Here is a 14,989-nt window from a genome sequence, read left to right as displayed (position 1 = left end):
CGTGAGGACGATGCATTCTGAGGTTCAGGCGCTCATCGCCCGCAGCAACCGGCTCGGCGCCGACCCGACCACGACCAACTACGCCGGCGGCAACACTTCCGCCAAGGGCGAGGCCACGGACCCGGTGACCGGCGGCCCGGTGCACCTGTTGTGGGTCAAGGGCTCCGGCGGCGACCTCGGCACGATCACCGAGGCGGGCCTGGCCGTGCTGCGGCTCGACCGGCTGCGCGCCCTCGTCGACGTCTACCCCGGGATCGAGCGCGAGGACGAGATGGTCGCCGCGTTCGACTACTGCCTGCACGGCCGTGGCGGCGCCGCGCCGTCCATCGACACCGCGATGCACGGCCTGGTCGACGCCGCTCACGTCGACCACCTGCATCCCGACGCCGGCATCGCGGTCGCCACCGCCGCCGACGGGCCGGAGCTGACCAAGGAGATCTTCGGCGACCGGGTGCGGTGGGTCCCGTGGCGGCGACCCGGCTTCCAGCTCGGCCTCGACATCACCGCCGTCGCGAAGGCCAACCCCCAGGCGATCGGCGTCATCCTCGGCGGGCACGGCATCACCGCCTGGGGTGCGACCAGCGAGGAGTGCGAGCGCAACTCGCGGGAGATCATCCGGTCCGCGCAGGCGTACCTCGACGAGCGGGGCCGACCCGAGCCATTCGGCCCGGTGGTCGCCGGCCACGAGCCGCTGCCGCCCGACGAGCGGCGCGCCCGGGCGGCGGCGCTTGCGACGGTAATCCGGGGACTGGCGTCGACCGACCGACCGCAGGTGGGGCACTTCACCGACAGCGACGTAGTGCTCGACTTCGTCGCCCGCGAGGGGCACCCCGCCCTCGCCGCGCTCGGCACCTCGTGCCCGGACCACTTCCTGCGCACCAAGGTCCGCCCGATGGTGCTCGACCTGCCGCCCACCGCCCCGCTTGCGGACACCGTCGCGCGGCTCCGCGAACTACACGCCGCCTACCGGGACGACTACCGCGCCTACTACGAGCGCCACGCCACCCCGGACAGCCCGCCGATGCGCGGTGCCGACCCGGCCATCGTGCTCGTGCCCGGAGTGGGCATGTTCAGCTTCGGGGCCAACAAGCAGACCGCCCGGGTCGCCGGCGAGTTCTACGTCAACGCCATCAACGTCATGCGGGGCGCCGAGGCGGTGTCCCGCTACGCCCCGATCGACGAGGCCGAAAAGTTCCGCATCGAATACTGGGCCCTCGAAGAGGCCAAGCTGGCCCGGATGCCCAAGCCGAAGCCGCTGGCCACCCGCATCGCCCTGGTCACCGGCGCCGGCTCCGGCATCGGTCGGGCCATCGCCCACCGGCTGGCCGCCGAGGGCGCCTGCGTGGTGGTCACCGACCGGGACACCGCCGCCGCCGAGGCGGTCGCCGGCGAACTCGGCGGGGCGGACGCTGCGGTGGCCGTACCGCTGGACGTGACCGACGCCGCCGCGGTGGCCGCCGCGGTCCGCGCGGCGGTCCTCGCCTTCGGCGGCCTGGACCTGGTGGTCAACAACGCCGGGCTGTCGTTGTCCAAGTCGCTGCTGGACACCACCGAGGCCGACTGGGACGTGCAGCACGACGTCATGGCTAAGGGCTCCTTCCTGGTCTCGCGCGAGACCGCGCGGGTCCTTATCGACCAGGCGATGGGCGGGGACATCGTCTACATCTCCAGCAAGAACTCCCTGTTCGCCGGCCCGAACAACGTCGCCTACGGGGCGGCCAAGGCCGACCAGGCGCACCAGGTCCGTCTCCTCGCCGCCGAGCTGGGCGGCCACGGCATCCGGGTCAACGGCGTCAACCCCGACGGAGTGGTGCGCGGCTCCGGCATCTTCGCCGGTGGCTGGGGTGCTCAGCGCGCCGCCGTCTACGGGGTGCCGGAGGAGAAGCTGGGGGAGTTCTACGCCCAGCGCACCCTGCTCAAGCGGGAGGTGCTGCCCGAGCACGTCGCCAACGCCGTCTTCGTGCTCACCGCCGGGGACCTGACGCACACGACGGGGCTGCACGTTCCGGTGGACGCTGGCGTCGCCGCGGCCTTCCTCCGCTGAGCCGGCCGGTGCGAGGTGGGAACGACGGTGATGGTGAGGAGCCCCGTGCTCGACGAGGAGGACCTGCGGCTGCTGCGGTTGCTGGCGGCTGGGCTGCCGCTCGAGACGGTGGCGCGGCGGCTGGGGCTCTCCGAGCGAACCGTGCGCCGGCGGATACGGGCGGTCTGCGACCGGCTCGACGTGAAGGCGCCGATCCAGGCCGTGGTGTGGGCGGTTCGACGGGGGATGCTGTGAACACCGTCGTCAACCTTGCCGCCGTCGATCTGGGCGCCTCCAGCGGCCGGGTCATGGTCGGACGCGTCGGCGCTGGAAAGCTGGACCTGACGGAGGCGTACCGGTTCACCAACGAGCCGGTACGCGCCGGGGACACCCTGCACTGGGACATCCTCCGCCTGTGGCGGGGCGTGCTCGACGGTCTACACGCCGCCGGCCCCGTGGCCAGCATCGGCATCGACTCATGGGCAGTCGACTACGGGCTGGTCGACGCCTCCGGCGCGCTGCTCGGCAACCCGGTGCACTACCGGGACGGCCGCACCGACGGGGTCGCCGAGCGGGTCGCCAAACAGCTGGGCGAGGAGCGGCTCTACACGACCACGGGCCTGCAGCAGCTGCCGTTCAACACGCTCTACCAGCTCGTCGCGGCCGCAGGCACGCCGCAGCTGGACATCGCCCACCGGCTGCTGCTGATCCCGGACCTCATCGCGTACTGGCTCACCGGCCAGCTCGGCGCCGAGCTCACCAACGCCTCGACGACCCAGCTGTACGACCTGCGGCGGCGGGCCTGGGCCGCCGGCCTGATGGCCGACGCGGGCATCCGCAGCGAGCTGTTCCCGCCGCTACGCGAGCCGGGCACCCGGATCGGCCCGGTCCGGCCCGATCTGGCCCTGCCGGGCTCGCCGCAGGTGGTGGCCGTCGGCTCGCACGACACGGCATCGGCGGTGGTGGGCGTGCCGGCGGCGGGGCACCACTTCGCCTACATCTCGTGCGGAACCTGGTCTCTCGTGGGCGTCGAACTCGACGCCCCGGTACTCAGCGAGGCGAGCCGCCGGGCCAACTTCACCAACGAGTCCGGCGTCGACGGCACGTTCCGCTACCTGCGCAACGTGATGGGCCTGTGGCTGCTGCAGGAATCGCTGCGCGCCTGGGGCGGCGGCGACCTGACCGACCTGCTGCGGCGGGCGGCCCGGGAACCGGCCTTCCGCTCCGTCGTGGACCCGGACGACCCGGCGTTCCTGCCGCCCGGCGACATGCCCACGCTAATCGCCGACGCCTGCCGGCGCGCCGGCGAGCCGGTGCCCGCAGGCCCGGCGGCCACCGTCCGATGCATCATGGACAGCCTCGCGCTGGCGCACCGGCGTGCCGTCCGACAGGCCCAGCAGCTCTCCGGCCGGCACGTCGACGCCGTGCACATCGTCGGCGGCGGCGCCCGCAACGAACTGCTGTGCCAGCTCACCGCCGACGCCTGCGGACTGCCGGTGCTCGCCGGTCCCGTCGAGGCCACCGCGCTGGGCAACGTCCTGGTACAGGCCCGCGCCGCCGGTGTGATCAACGGCGACCTGGCTGCCCTGCGGACCGTTCTGCGCGGGACTGAGCACATCGTGAGGTACGAGCCGCGCGGTGACGAGGTGGCCTGGCGGGCCGCCGAGGACCGGATGGGTGGTTGAAGATGCGCGTTGCGAGAAGCTCATGGACCTGTACGCCAAGGCATGCGCGGCGGCACTGCCGAACCCGGTCAGCCTGGCCGGCTGGCTGGTGAAGCTGGAGTGCGACGGTCCCGGCTGGCCCCGCGTCCGACTGGCCGACTTCGCTCCCGCGCTGGGGAAGCGGGGGATCGCGGAGGTGGAGCGGCTGATCGCCGAGCGGGCACGTGTCGCCGACCCGGAGTCGTGGACCGCCGGGTTCGCGGTCCGCGACCTGCGCGAGCAGTTCGCTGAGGTGTCGGGCGACGTCGGCCGGTACGTCGCCGTGCTGGCCGAGCACCTGACCAACGCCGTGCAGTACCAACGGATCGCCGAGGCGCTACATGCGGCCGGGCGCCGGGACGAGGCGATCGGCTGGGCCCGGCGGGGCGTGGCCACCAACGCGGGCTCGCCCTACACCGACCGGCTCCGTGACCTCCTGGTCGGCGTGCTCGTCGCCGCTGGCGACACGTCGGGTGCCGTGCGGGGCCGGCGGGAGGAGTTCGCATGCCATCCCACCGCCCCAGGCTACCGATCGTTGATCGACACCGTAGCAACGGCTGGCGGCGACGATCCGACGGCGTGGGCAACGGAGGTGCTGCGCGACCGGGTCGACCAGCAGCCGGCGTACGCCTCGGAGCTGGTCGATGTGCTGCTGGCGGTGGGCCGTGACGACGAGGCATGGCGGGTTGCCCTGCACCACCGGCGGTGGCTCGGCGGACCGCAGTGGCAGACCCTGCTGGAAAGGCGGGCCGCCACGCATCCGGAGGAGGTTATCCAGCCGTACCGGGACCTCGTCGAGCAGGCGATCCTCAACTCGGCCGACAAGCGGCGCTACCGGCGGGCCGTCGCGCTGCTCCCAGCCCTGCGAACGGCGTATGAGGCGGCAGGAGAACACGGGGCGTTCGGGCGATACCTCGCGGAGCGGCGGATCGAGCACAAGCGCCGGCGAACGTTCCTCAAGACCCTCGACGCCGCTGGGCTGTAGCTGGCCCGATCCCGGGTTGCCTGAGCAGCAGTCACCTCACCGCTTCGGTCCCCGTGCCGATCATTGGCCAGGCCGGCAGTCTCGCGGCGGGGTGGGAGACGGATCTACCGTGGTGCCGACGACCACGGCAACGGGAGTGGACACATGCTCGACGTACGCCACCTCGATCTCGAGGAGATCGCCACGGCGCTGCAGGACCAGAGCGCGTCCGAGTACCGCTGGCTCATCGATCCGGCCAGCGGAGAAATCATGATGTGGACGGCCGACGGCGGTATCGACGGGAAGACGCCCGTGGACCTCGACGAACTCGACCTGGTCCCCATCGAGGCGGTGCCGTCCTACGTCTGGCACCGCGACATGGCCGACTTCGCCGAGCAGGTCAGCGACGAGCAGGCGGGACGCCGGCTCCTGCGGGCCATCCAGGGCAGGGGCGCCTTCCGGCGGTTCAAGGACGAACTGCATGAGGAGTATCCGCATCTGCTGAACGCTTGGTACGCCTTCCACCATGCCCGGGCAACCCGCCGGGCCATCGACTGGCTCCTCGACAACTCCCTCATCGATGACGCCGCCGCGAGCAGCTGTCGGACCGAGTGCCCCGACCCCGACGTGCCGTGAGACGAACGGGCCCAGTAGACGGAGGCTCCAGGGCGGGGAGACCCTACTCGACTTCTCGAAGTAGGGCGGTCCGCCATGCGGAGACGCGAGCCCGCAGCCCGGCGATATCATCCGGCGTCAGACCATAGTCGGCGAAGTCTTCGTCATCGAAGCGGTCGACATGGCGAAGCATCGCGGCGAACATGCCTCGATCGAATCCGTCGTCGGCGGCGTGCGCGAGTTCGCAATGCTGGTCGAGGGTGTACCGGCCGCTGGTGATGGCGGCATCGATGTCGAGGAGATCGCGCGCGGCTGCCCGGTTGTAGAGGGCATCCATCGTGCCGGCCAGGACGTCATCGGGGTGCAGGACCGGACCAATGTCCATCTGAACGGGTGGCTGGGCGCGCCAGTTCGCGACCAGTTCCACGCGGTGCTGCTGGTCTGGGTGGGTTGGGTCCGTGACGTGTAGCCGAGCGAATGTGTCGAGTCGACGGTCGATGGTCCCGGTAGCCTTTGGCGCCGTAGGCGGCGATCACCTCGTCCACGGCAGTGGGGAAGTCGGCGCGGCGTTGCGGCGAACAGATCGACGTCTTCGCTGGGGCGGTCGAGGATCCCGTGTGCGGCGATCGCATGCCCGCCGGCCAACGCGAACCCGTACCGGCCGCCAACCTGCAGGGCGATCTGCGCCAGCTGGCGATGGTCCGGCGGGGTCGTGCACGCTTGTGCTGGCGCCTGCGGCGCAGGCGGTGCGGCTCGTTGTGGTCGCGCCCGTTGCCGCCGCCGGCACCTCCTGGGTCGTCGTCGCGATCTCGGGGATCGGCATCGGACTGGCGCTGGGGGCCCTGCTCGAGATTCTCTTCCCCGGGGAGATCGGCATTCACGGCCTTCTCGAATACGCGATCCATCACGACACCGACTTCGACACGTTCGACAACTGGGGGCGCGGACGAGGGCGAGTGGTACAACAGCTTGAAGATCTACGCGGAGGTGATCAAGACGACGAAGCTGGTGGCCGACCGGAACAACATCCCCTTCGCGTGGACCGACGCGGAGGACGCGCGGCTCAAGCGGATCATCGACGCCGCGTGCACGGCCCAGCGCGGCGCTCAGGGCACGGCCGGGTGCGACGACAACGTCGCCGTCTACGTCCCCGGCGGTGTGAACTACAACCTCAAGCCGATGCCGAAGACCGGGGCCCACATTGTGACCGCCATGGGCGACGGAGGCTTCCCGCAACCCCCGGGCGGGCCCAGTGGTTCTACCCGGCACGCAGCAAGTATGGCAATGCCGCCAAGACCGCCGGCTACAACCACAAGTGGTACGACGTGCGGCCGGAGTTCCAGACGAACTTGTGCACCGGGCGTGCGGCCGGGTTGGCCTGCGACGAGTTCCCGTTCTGGGTGACGAACCAGGCGGTCAACCTGTCCGGCTTGGTCGCTGACGTGCAGCCGGTGCCAGGAACGGAGTCGTCACCGCAAGGCAATGACATCTCCGGGTTCTACCGCAAATGCGACGGGGACGACGGTGAGCGGTTCATCGTGCTGCCGGTGAAGCCGTGGGTCGCGGCGAACGGGCGGAGCTTCGGGTTCACGGTCAGCCAGGGCGGGGCCAGCCTGTGCATGACCCCCGAGGCGCCGGCAGCTCCGTGATGCTCGATGACATGCGCGTGCTGCGTGACGCGGCGGCGGAGTACCGTGCGGCGGCGACGGCTGCGGGCGTTGAATGGCCCGAGCACGCCGAAGCGCCCGTCGCGCAGCCGCCCGACCTGGTCTACCGGCTCTTCGACGTGGACCACGTCGCCGAGCAGCTGACCTGGTTTCAGTCGCAGGGGTGGCACTCGCGGCGGCTGCTGTCCGACGGCGGATGGGTCATGCCGTGGCCGACCGACGGGGGCGAGGAACTTGACAGCCTGGCGTTCTCGATCGGTACGCCGTTCTCCTGGCGGCATCAGCTGCCGCTGTTCAACTTCGAGCAGCTGCTCTACACGCTCGTACTCGCGGGTTTCCATGAGGGCGAGATCTGGCGCTACGAGTTCACCCCCGACGCCTGGGGTTCGGCTCGTGCCGCCACCAGCCTCGCTGCACTCTTCACCGGATGGACGAAGGGGATCACCGCGGGTGCGATCGTCTACAACGAGTTCAACCGGTGGCTGCAGGTCGGGGACGGCATCCAGGATGACGTCGACCTGCTCCAGGAACGAGTTCCCGACGTCGACTTCCTGACCTTTCCGGTGTCCATGCCGGAGGAGCCGCTGATGAGGGCGCGACAGCGCGAATCCGGGGTCGACATGGACTGCATCGAGCGGGGCTTCGACTGCTACGAGGAGTTGTCCGCCACCGTCCAGGCCACTCGGAGGTCCCTCGGCGTCTGATCCGGCGCCGATGCCGGGACCACAAGCACGAAGTCGGCCAGCCACCGCACCGGCCCGCTCGGGCCGGTGCGGTGGCTGGCCGGTCAGCGCTCGCCGGAGATGCTCTGCCGATACTCCAGGGCCTCAGGCAGCTCCTCGTACTGCAGGAGGCTCCCTGCCAGATCGAGCAGGTGCGTCTTGGCCTCCTTGGGGGTGACGCGGAAGAACTCGCGGCGCTGGTTGACAAGGTTCACGCGACGGTCCGCCAGGCAGGTGTGCATCTGGGTCTCGATGCCGACGGCGTCGTCGGAGAAGAACAGAGCGTGCACGTCGAAGTTGAACGGCACCGAGGCGTCGCTGAGCTCTCGCACCCGGTCGAGCGGGTCGAGGCGTCGGGTCATTCCGATCTTCACCATGTGCTCGCCGAACGCCCCGATGTTGGAGATCACGTAGACGTACCCGGCGCGCACGTTCGCGGCCCGATAGTCCACGGCCTCGGCCGCCGCCTCGTCGATGCGCTGGCTGCCCGGCAGGACGCCAGCTAGAGCCGCCCACGGCGCGGACGACCGACGCGATCCGTCAGAGGGGGGCGCGGTCCGGGCGGGACGGGAACGGCGTGCCCGGCCGCCCCAGGGTCGGCCGGGCGCGGAGCCTTACCGGGTCCGCAGTCACTTCGCCCGATCGGTCGGCGGGTTCGGCGGTGAGCCGGCCGTTCAGGTACGCCGCTGCGGCCCGGTCCTCGTCCGTGGGGGCCGCAAGCAGCGCGTAGACCAGGCCGACCACCACGAAGATCACCGCCAGGATGATCGGCACCAGCAGCGTGCTCACGTCCGCACCGGTGACCTCGCCCCCGCCCGGATGCAGGTGCGCAGAGAGGGCACTCATCCCGGCGAAATGCATGCCGTTGACCGCAACGCCCATCACCAGCGCGGAGCCGAAAATCGCCAGGCCTCGGCGGACGGTCACCGCCAGCCAGAGCGCCACCGTGGCGGCGACCACCGCGATGACAATCGAGAGCACCACCCGGGTCCGGTCGTAGCTGAGCCGTCCGTCGAGCCGCATCGCCGCCATGCCGGTGTAGTGCATCGCCGCGACCCCGGCGCCGGTGAAGAGGCCGCCGCCGACGATGCGCAGTACGGACACCCGCCCGGTGCCGGCAATGGCCAGTCCGATGCCGACCGCCACCACGGCGAAGACCGCGCTGGCCGCGGTGATCGGCAGGTCGTACCGGATCCGGGTACCCCCGACGGCGAAGCCGAGCATCGCCATGAAGTGCATGGTCCAGATGGCGGTGCCGCCGATCGCCAGGGCGGCCAACCCGCCCCACCAGACCCGCTGGCCTGCGCTGCTCGCGATGCGGATGCGGGTGGCACAGATCAGGCCCAGGAACGAGCCGAGCACCGATAGCGCGTAGCTCAGCGCGGGCGTGATCCACCCGTACTCAAAGTGATTGATCTCCGCCACGGCGGTTTCCCCCGAAGAATGGCCCGTGCGTTACGATGTGCCACGGCCATGATCCGGGGGCGTCTCACGGGGCGCAACGGCACCTTCGGGCATTCAGTGCCGTCGTGGTGACTGTCCAATGCGTCTATTCACCGTCGCCACCTGCCCGAAGTGATGAATCAGGCGGCCGCGTCCTCGGCCCGCTGGCGCTGTCGGTGTTCACCGCGGGCGCTACCGGGAGGGTGGTGAACGTGACGGACATGCTGAGGATCCAGGACCTTCGCCAGGTGTGTGCAATGCTCCTGCTCCACGGGGAAGGCCCTGGTCGGGACGTGAGTCCCGGTCAGGGCCTTTGGCGTTACGCGGCTCATCGGTGCTCGGCGGGCCAGCCGTCGGTGGACGGCCAGGACCTGGATCGCTTGATTAGGCTGGGGCGCGCCACTTGGGGACCTGTAGGGCTCGTAAATCGGGTTCGCTTACGCTGCCTGCGAATATTCGTTGATGATGCCGCCGAGGATCGGGCGGCGCTGGACGCGGGCGGCGTTGAGGTCAACGGGCGGGAGTGGTGGGCTCGGTGGTCGCTGGTCGAGTGACCGGTGTGGCCGATGGCCGTTGTAGTGCGCGGCGTACTCGTCAAGGACGCTCGCCAGGTGTCGTTCGCCGGCGATGAGCATCCGGTCGGTGCACTCGCGCCGTACGGTGCCGACCCAGCGCTCCGCGTAGGCGTTGGCCCATGGGGCTTGTGGCGGTGTGCGAATCACGTCGATGCCCGCTGCGGTGAACACCGTATCGAACGCGGTGGTGAACTTGGTGTCCCGGTCGCGCAGCAGGAACCGCAGTTCGGCGGCCCGTTGGTCGAGGTTCATGAGCAGATTCCTGGCCTGCTGCGCCACCCAGGCACCGATCGGGTGCGCCGTGACTCCGACGATGTGGACCTGGCGGGTGGCCAGCTCGATGAAGAACAGCACGTAGATCCGCTTCAGGAGCACGGTGTCGACCGTGAAGAAGTCGCAGGCGAGAATCGTGTGGGCCTGGGCGGTGAGGAACTGTCGCCAGGTCGGTCCAGTCCGGCGGGGTGCCGGGTCGACGCCGGCGTGGTGCAGGATCTTCCATACGGTGCTGGCCGCGATCTGGTAGCCCAGACGAGCCAGCTCGCCCTGCACGCGGCGGTGGCCCCAGGTCGGATTCTCAGCTGCCGGGCGCAGCACCAACTCACGAAGACCCTTACCGACCGGTGACCGGCCGGGTCGCGTGTTCGGATAGGTCCAATGTCGGGCGATCAACTGCCGGTGCCAGCGCAGCAGGGTCGCGGGGGTGACGAAGAACGCCGTCCAGCGTTGCCGGGGCAGCAGCCGCGACAGCGCCGCCAACACCACCCGGTCAACGGGCTGCAGGTCGGGGCGGTGCACCTGCCGGCGCCGCACGGCCACCTGATGCCGTAGCACCAGCAGCTCGACGTCCTTTGCGCCACCGTCCCGGCGAGCTGTGTCAACATCGGCAGAATCTGACGCAGGAGCAGGTACACCAGCGACGCACTCATGGTCCGGATTTTCGTCGACGTCGTCTGGTGGACCTCGTACAAAACCGCACGTCACAGCCTTCGGACCAGATTTACGAGCCCCACACGTCGAGGTTGAACACAGGCTCGTCCTCGAACGGGGCACTGGATCATGAAGTTGGAAAAGGCTCAATGCTTAACCGAGTATTCGAGCCCTTCACGCCTGGCGACTCGGCGCGTGTGACCGGATCCGGCCACTCGCCACGTCTTCACCGGCATGATCCCGGCACGTAACATGCATGAAACGATTCAGACCGATGCAAGAGGTCACCGGAGGAGGCGCAGCGCCACGGGGTAGCCATCCGTACCACCTGCCCACAGCGATCGCGGTTGTCACGGCCGCCCATCGGGTGAACGGCGGGCTCGCCGACTGGGCCGCCGTCGACTTGCGTACCAGCGGACTTCTCACGGAATGGCCGGCTACTACACCATGGCCGACAAGCTGGCCGGGCTCGCGGAGGCGTTGGGCAAGCATGAGGATGCGGCCGAGTTGCGAGAGTTCGCTGATGCCAGCAGGGATGCGTTCAACGCACGGTTCTTCAACCCAACCCTGCACCGCTGCACCAACGGTGGGGGCAGCCGAGCAACGCCCACCCACTGACCGGCTCCTAACATGACCCAAGAATGAATCCATTCAACTCAGTTCAACCACAATCCGAGCCGGTGGGAGATCGACCCTGCAGCTCCGTGCGGCGAACTTCCAGCCGTCTCAAGGGAGAGAAAACATGCGATCGAACAGCAAGTCGACTCGACCAAGGGTCGAGCGGCCACCCTCGACAGGTATTCGCTTCGGGCGTCTGTGCACCGCGGCAACCGGTGCCGCGGCCATGGCGTTCACGACGCTCGCCGCTCTGCCGGCACACGCAGCCGACGCTCTGCCAGCACACGCAGCCGAGGAGCCAGAATGGCAAGGCGAGGTCCTCGGTACCGGGGAGACCGATCTCCGACCCGAAGTCGTCGCCGGCGCGTTCGGAGATGTGGCCAACGCTGAGGCGCTCACCGCCGGAGGAAGCGGCTCCGCGACCCTGACCTGGGATGGCACCGGCGTCGCCCCGTACGTCATCCTCGACTACGGGCCGGTCGTCGGCGGGTTGCCGTACTTCACGGTCGAATCGACGTCGGGCGACGTCGGCGTTCGCACCGCATACAGCGAGAGCCTCAAATACGTGATTCGCAAGAACGAATCACAGTTGGTGAAGGCCGCCTCCGCCGGAGCGGAGACGGTCTACGTGACCAACACCACCCAGATGACCGTCGGCCAGTCGCTCCTGATCGGCACTGGCGAGAACCAAGAGTCTGCGACGATTCTCGCCGTCGGACAGGCCGCCGTCACGACGACGGCATTCGCGCCGATCGCTGCAGGTGCGACCAACGTCGAGGTGACCACAACGGCCAACCTCCCGGTGGGGGCCGAGCTGCTCATCGGCAGCGGCGCTGCCCAGCAGTCGGTCACCATCACGGCAGTGGGCCGGACTTCGAGCCAGACCACGCTGGTCGCGGATGCCTCGGCTGGCGCGACCAACATCAAGGTTGCATCGGTTGTCGGCCGTCAGGTCGGCGACGTCCTGGATGTGGGCGGAGAGAACGTGACGGTCACCAGTGTGGGGACCGCCGGTGCCGCAGGCACCGGGCTCGGGGTGACCGCGCTGACCGCGAACCACGTCGCCACGTCACCGGTCATCTTCCACGGCTCGGGCCTCTCGTTCACCCCTGCCGTCACTGCGGCGTTCGACGCCGGCACCACGCTCCGGAACCCGCGGACCGGCGTCACGGTCAGCCCGCTCACCAAAGACCACGCCACGGACAGCGCGGTGACCAGTTCGCCCGGGAACGTCGTCGGCGACAACGCCGGCTATCTCGGCGCCGGAGTGGGGTCGCCGCGCAACCGCGTCACGCAGGTGTCGGGTGCAGGGACCTACACGACACCGGCGAACGCGCTTCAGGGCGGCATCCGCTTCCACGCCGTGACGCTGACGACGCCCGGCACGGTGTCGATCTCTGACGTCGGCGTGGTCTCGAAGTTCCCGAATTACGGACCGGACGACTACAAGGGATGGTTCCTCTCCAGCGACGAGGTCCTGAACGACATCTGGTACACGGGCGCGTACACGGTCGACACCAACATGGTGCCGGCGGGCGCGCAGAACAACAGCACCTTCCCCGTGATCCTTGATGGCGCGAAGCGGGACCGGCGCATCTGGGCCGGCGACCTTTTCAACGCAGGGCGGTCGACCTACACGGCATTCGGGTACGGTCCTCAGGGATCGGAGTACATCAGCAACTCGATCGGGGTCCTCGGATCGCGCCAGGCGGCGAACGGATCGGTGCCGGGTGAGTCGGCCAACTGGACCTCGGTCCCGGCGGTCGCACAGTTCTACTCGACAGCCTACTCGATCTACTTCCCGGTCGGACTCGTCGACAACTACCGCTACACGGGAGATCTCGACTTCGCGATCTCCCAGTACGGCAGGCTCAGGGCGCAGATGGATTACAACCTGAGCCTGACGAACGCGGATGGTCTCATCGTCACAACCTCGGGCAGCGACGGTCGCGATTGGGACTTCTACGACGGCGGTCGTGCGGGAACGGTGACCGCGACGAACGTGCTGTACTACCGCGCGCTCTCGGAGGCGGCATGGCTTGCCGGTCACATGATCGAGAACGTTCCGACGAACGCCGAAGCAGCCACTTGGGCTGCTGACAAGGCCGCCTGGGAAGCGCGTGCGAATCAGGTGAAGGCCTCGATCAATGCGACCCTCTTCGATGCCGAACGCGGCGTTTACAGGATGTCCAACGTCAATACGGGTAACAAGTCGGGGAACGCAGTGCCGCAGGACGCGAACTCGATGGCCGTGCTCTGGGGCGTCGCCCCCGAGGAGAAGGTCTCGGGCATCCTCGACTACCTCAAGAACAACCTGTGGGGTGAGCAGGGTCCGCAACCGTTCTCACCGGATGCGAACAACTCGACCTTAATCAGCACGCACATCTCCGGGTTCGAGCTCGCCGCGCGCTACGAGGCCGGGAACACTGAGGACGCCCTGGCGCTGACCAAGACGCTCTGGGCGCGGATGGCGAATCCGAGCGACCCGTTCTACACCGGCGCCTTCTGGGAGAACCACCAGCAGAACGGCGACCTAACCGACGCGAACAAGAGCCTCGCGCACAGCTGGGCGAGCGGCCCGACCTGGAACATGTCGGCGTACCTTCTCGGCGTGAAGCCGGTCGAGCCCGGGTTCGCGACTTGGACGGTCAAGCCGCATCTCTCGGACCTCGAGTGGAGCGAAGGCCAGGTGCCCACGCCGAGCGGCGACATCAAGGTCAAGTGGTCTCAGGACGACGACGAAGTAGTCGAGCTCGACGTCACCGTTCCCGACGGGACGAGCGGAGAGATCTGGGTGCCGTTGGCGGCCGAGAACAGCGTCAGCGTGGGTTCCGAAGGCGCGACCTTCAAGGGCCGTGAGGACGGATATGACGTCTACGAGGTCGCGGACGGCGGAGACTACTCGTTCACGTCGGCGGTCACGATCAAGGCCGACACGCCCGTGATCGAGGGTGACCTCAAGGTCGGAGGCACCTTGACCGTGACAGGTGACTGGTCGCCGAACAGCACCCAGCTCACCTACGACTGGTACCGGATCGGCGCGCCGACCCCGATCCAGTCGGGTACGTCGGACAGCTACGTGCTCACCGACCGGGACAAGAACCGCCGGATCTACGTCGAAGTCACCGGCTCCTTCGGGACCCGTCCGCCGCTGACGGTCCAGACCGACACGACGGGCAAGGTGGCCAAGGAGTAGGAACATCCTCGTCCATGTAAGAGGTGGGCCCGTCCTCGGGGAGGGACCCACCTCTTGCATCTCCTCAGCCACCGAGGTCATCACATGCTTGATTGCCGCGGCCGACGCGACATGCCCGCGCGCATCGCCGACGCCTGCCGCCGCACCGCAGAGCCGGTGCCGGCCACCCCGGAGGCCACCGTGCGGTGCATCCTCGACAGCCTCGCGCTGGCGCACCGGCGCGCCGTCGACCAGGCGCAACTGCTCGCCGGTCGGCACGTCGACGCGGTGCATGTCGTCGGCGGCGGCGCACGCAACGACCTGCTGTGCCAGCTCACCGCCGATGCGTGCGGCCTGCCCGTGCTCGCGGGGCCGGTCGAGGCCACCGCGCTGGGTAATGTTCTGGTGCAGGCCCGCGCCCTCGGCGTCGTCGGCGGCGACCTGGCGGCGCTGCGGGCCGTGCTGCGCGACACCCAACAGATCGTGCGGTACGAGCCACGCGCCACGCAGACGGCCTGGCGGGCCGCTGCCCGGCGCCTCGGATGGGAGGACTGAGT

13 protein-coding genes and 1 pseudogene are annotated in these 14,989 nt (G+C 69.2%); 10 read left to right on the top strand and 4 right to left on the bottom strand.

Features of this window, described 5'->3' with window-relative positions:
- Positions 1-10 precede the first annotated feature (10 nt).
- From BUS84_RS11255 to BUS84_RS11235, 5 genes are all read left to right on the top strand, one after another.
- Positions 11-2,044: a bifunctional rhamnulose-1-phosphate aldolase/short-chain dehydrogenase gene (locus tag BUS84_RS11255; protein WP_074311167.1), complete on the top strand. Its 2,034-nt coding sequence runs from the start codon at positions 11-13 to the stop codon at positions 2,042-2,044.
- A gap of 30 nt (positions 2,045-2,074) precedes the next feature.
- Complete coding sequence (locus tag BUS84_RS11250) at positions 2,075-2,278, top strand: helix-turn-helix domain-containing protein (protein ID WP_074311165.1); 204 nt, start codon at positions 2,075-2,077, stop codon at positions 2,276-2,278.
- Positions 2,275-3,708, top strand: a complete 1,434-nt coding sequence (locus BUS84_RS11245) for a rhamnulokinase (protein ID WP_074311163.1) — start codon at positions 2,275-2,277, stop codon at positions 3,706-3,708. Before BUS84_RS11250 ends, BUS84_RS11245 begins: the two co-directional genes overlap by 4 nt.
- Positions 3,701-4,711 carry a hypothetical protein gene (locus BUS84_RS11240; RefSeq protein ID WP_143728325.1) on the top strand — a complete coding sequence of 337 codons (1,011 nt, stop codon included), beginning with the start codon at positions 3,701-3,703 and terminating at the stop codon, positions 4,709-4,711. Before BUS84_RS11245 ends, BUS84_RS11240 begins: the two co-directional genes overlap by 8 nt.
- A 144-nt stretch (positions 4,712-4,855) precedes the next feature.
- Positions 4,856-5,326: a UPF0158 family protein gene (locus BUS84_RS11235; protein WP_074311159.1), complete on the top strand. Its 471-nt coding sequence runs from the start codon at positions 4,856-4,858 to the stop codon at positions 5,324-5,326.
- A 43-nt stretch (positions 5,327-5,369) separates the two neighbouring features.
- Here BUS84_RS11235 and BUS84_RS40895 read toward each other — a convergent pair.
- A pseudogene (locus BUS84_RS40895) lies at positions 5,370-5,995 on the bottom strand (nucleotidyl transferase AbiEii/AbiGii toxin family protein).
- 32 nt (positions 5,996-6,027) lie between these two features.
- On the opposite strand from BUS84_RS40895, the gene BUS84_RS38615 reads away from it, so the two are divergent.
- Both BUS84_RS38615 and BUS84_RS11220 read left to right on the top strand, forming a co-directional pair.
- Positions 6,028-6,954, top strand: a complete 927-nt coding sequence (locus tag BUS84_RS38615; protein WP_167627017.1) for a NucA/NucB deoxyribonuclease domain-containing protein — start codon at positions 6,028-6,030, stop codon at positions 6,952-6,954.
- A gap of 11 nt (positions 6,955-6,965) precedes the next feature.
- Positions 6,966-7,676: a hypothetical protein gene (locus BUS84_RS11220; protein WP_143728324.1), complete on the top strand. Its 711-nt coding sequence runs from the start codon at positions 6,966-6,968 to the stop codon at positions 7,674-7,676.
- An 83-nt stretch (positions 7,677-7,759) separates the two neighbouring features.
- On the opposite strand, the gene BUS84_RS11215 is transcribed toward BUS84_RS11220, so the two are convergent.
- The 3 genes from BUS84_RS11215 to BUS84_RS11205 form a co-directional block, all read right to left on the bottom strand.
- Positions 7,760-8,146, bottom strand: a complete 387-nt coding sequence (locus BUS84_RS11215; protein WP_244298474.1) for a GIY-YIG nuclease family protein — start codon at positions 8,144-8,146, stop codon at positions 7,760-7,762.
- Between the two features lie 88 nt (positions 8,147-8,234).
- The gene (locus BUS84_RS11210) at positions 8,235-9,119 is read right to left on the bottom strand and encodes an MHYT domain-containing protein (RefSeq protein ID WP_074311153.1); all 885 of its coding nucleotides are present in this window, start codon (positions 9,117-9,119) and stop codon (positions 8,235-8,237) included.
- Between the two features lie 455 nt (positions 9,120-9,574).
- A complete protein-coding gene (locus BUS84_RS11205) occupies positions 9,575-10,543 on the bottom strand; it encodes an integrase core domain-containing protein (RefSeq protein WP_244298473.1) in 969 nt (322 codons plus the stop codon).
- Between the two features lie 543 nt (positions 10,544-11,086).
- Here BUS84_RS11205 and BUS84_RS11200 point away from each other — a divergent pair.
- The 3 genes from BUS84_RS11200 to BUS84_RS11190 all read left to right on the top strand — a co-directional run bounded on the left by BUS84_RS11200 (position 11,087) and on the right by BUS84_RS11190 (position 14,987).
- Complete coding sequence (locus BUS84_RS11200; RefSeq protein ID WP_208869577.1) at positions 11,087-11,257, top strand: hypothetical protein; 171 nt, start codon at positions 11,087-11,089, stop codon at positions 11,255-11,257.
- A gap of 226 nt (positions 11,258-11,483) precedes the next feature.
- Positions 11,484-14,453, top strand: a complete 2,970-nt coding sequence (locus BUS84_RS11195; RefSeq protein WP_074311149.1) for an alpha-L-rhamnosidase C-terminal domain-containing protein — start codon at positions 11,484-11,486, stop codon at positions 14,451-14,453.
- Positions 14,454-14,537: 84 nt separating this feature from the next.
- Positions 14,538-14,987, top strand: coding sequence for an FGGY-family carbohydrate kinase (locus BUS84_RS11190; protein ID WP_084757341.1), 450 nt, complete (start codon positions 14,538-14,540; stop codon positions 14,985-14,987).
- The last annotated feature ends 2 nt before the right edge of the window (positions 14,988-14,989 follow it).

The sequence above is a fragment of the Micromonospora cremea genome, from assembly GCF_900143515.1.
Taxonomy (GTDB): domain Bacteria; phylum Actinomycetota; class Actinomycetes; order Mycobacteriales; family Micromonosporaceae; genus Micromonospora; species Micromonospora cremea.
The sequence above is the reverse complement of the archived record's forward strand: the minus strand, read 5'-3'. Positions and strand labels throughout refer to the sequence as shown.

What these genes read in the sequence shown, in the direction of transcription:
- BUS84_RS11255 (WP_074311167.1), top strand. Translation starts at nt 11, where the DNA reads ATGCATTCTGAGGTTCAGGCGCTCATCGCCCGCAGCAACCGGCTCGGC.
- BUS84_RS11250 (WP_074311165.1), top strand. Translation starts at nt 2,075, where the DNA reads ATGGTGAGGAGCCCCGTGCTCGACGAGGAGGACCTGCGGCTGCTGCGG.
- BUS84_RS11235 (WP_074311159.1), top strand. Translation starts at nt 4,856, where the DNA reads ATGCTCGACGTACGCCACCTCGATCTCGAGGAGATCGCCACGGCGCTG.
- BUS84_RS11220 (WP_143728324.1), top strand. Translation starts at nt 6,966, where the DNA reads ATGCGCGTGCTGCGTGACGCGGCGGCGGAGTACCGTGCGGCGGCGACG.
- BUS84_RS11200 (WP_208869577.1), top strand. Translation starts at nt 11,087, where the DNA reads ATGGCCGACAAGCTGGCCGGGCTCGCGGAGGCGTTGGGCAAGCATGAG.
- BUS84_RS11195 (WP_074311149.1), top strand. Translation starts at nt 11,484, where the DNA reads ATGGCGTTCACGACGCTCGCCGCTCTGCCGGCACACGCAGCCGACGCT.
- BUS84_RS11190 (WP_084757341.1), top strand. Translation starts at nt 14,538, where the DNA reads ATGCTTGATTGCCGCGGCCGACGCGACATGCCCGCGCGCATCGCCGAC.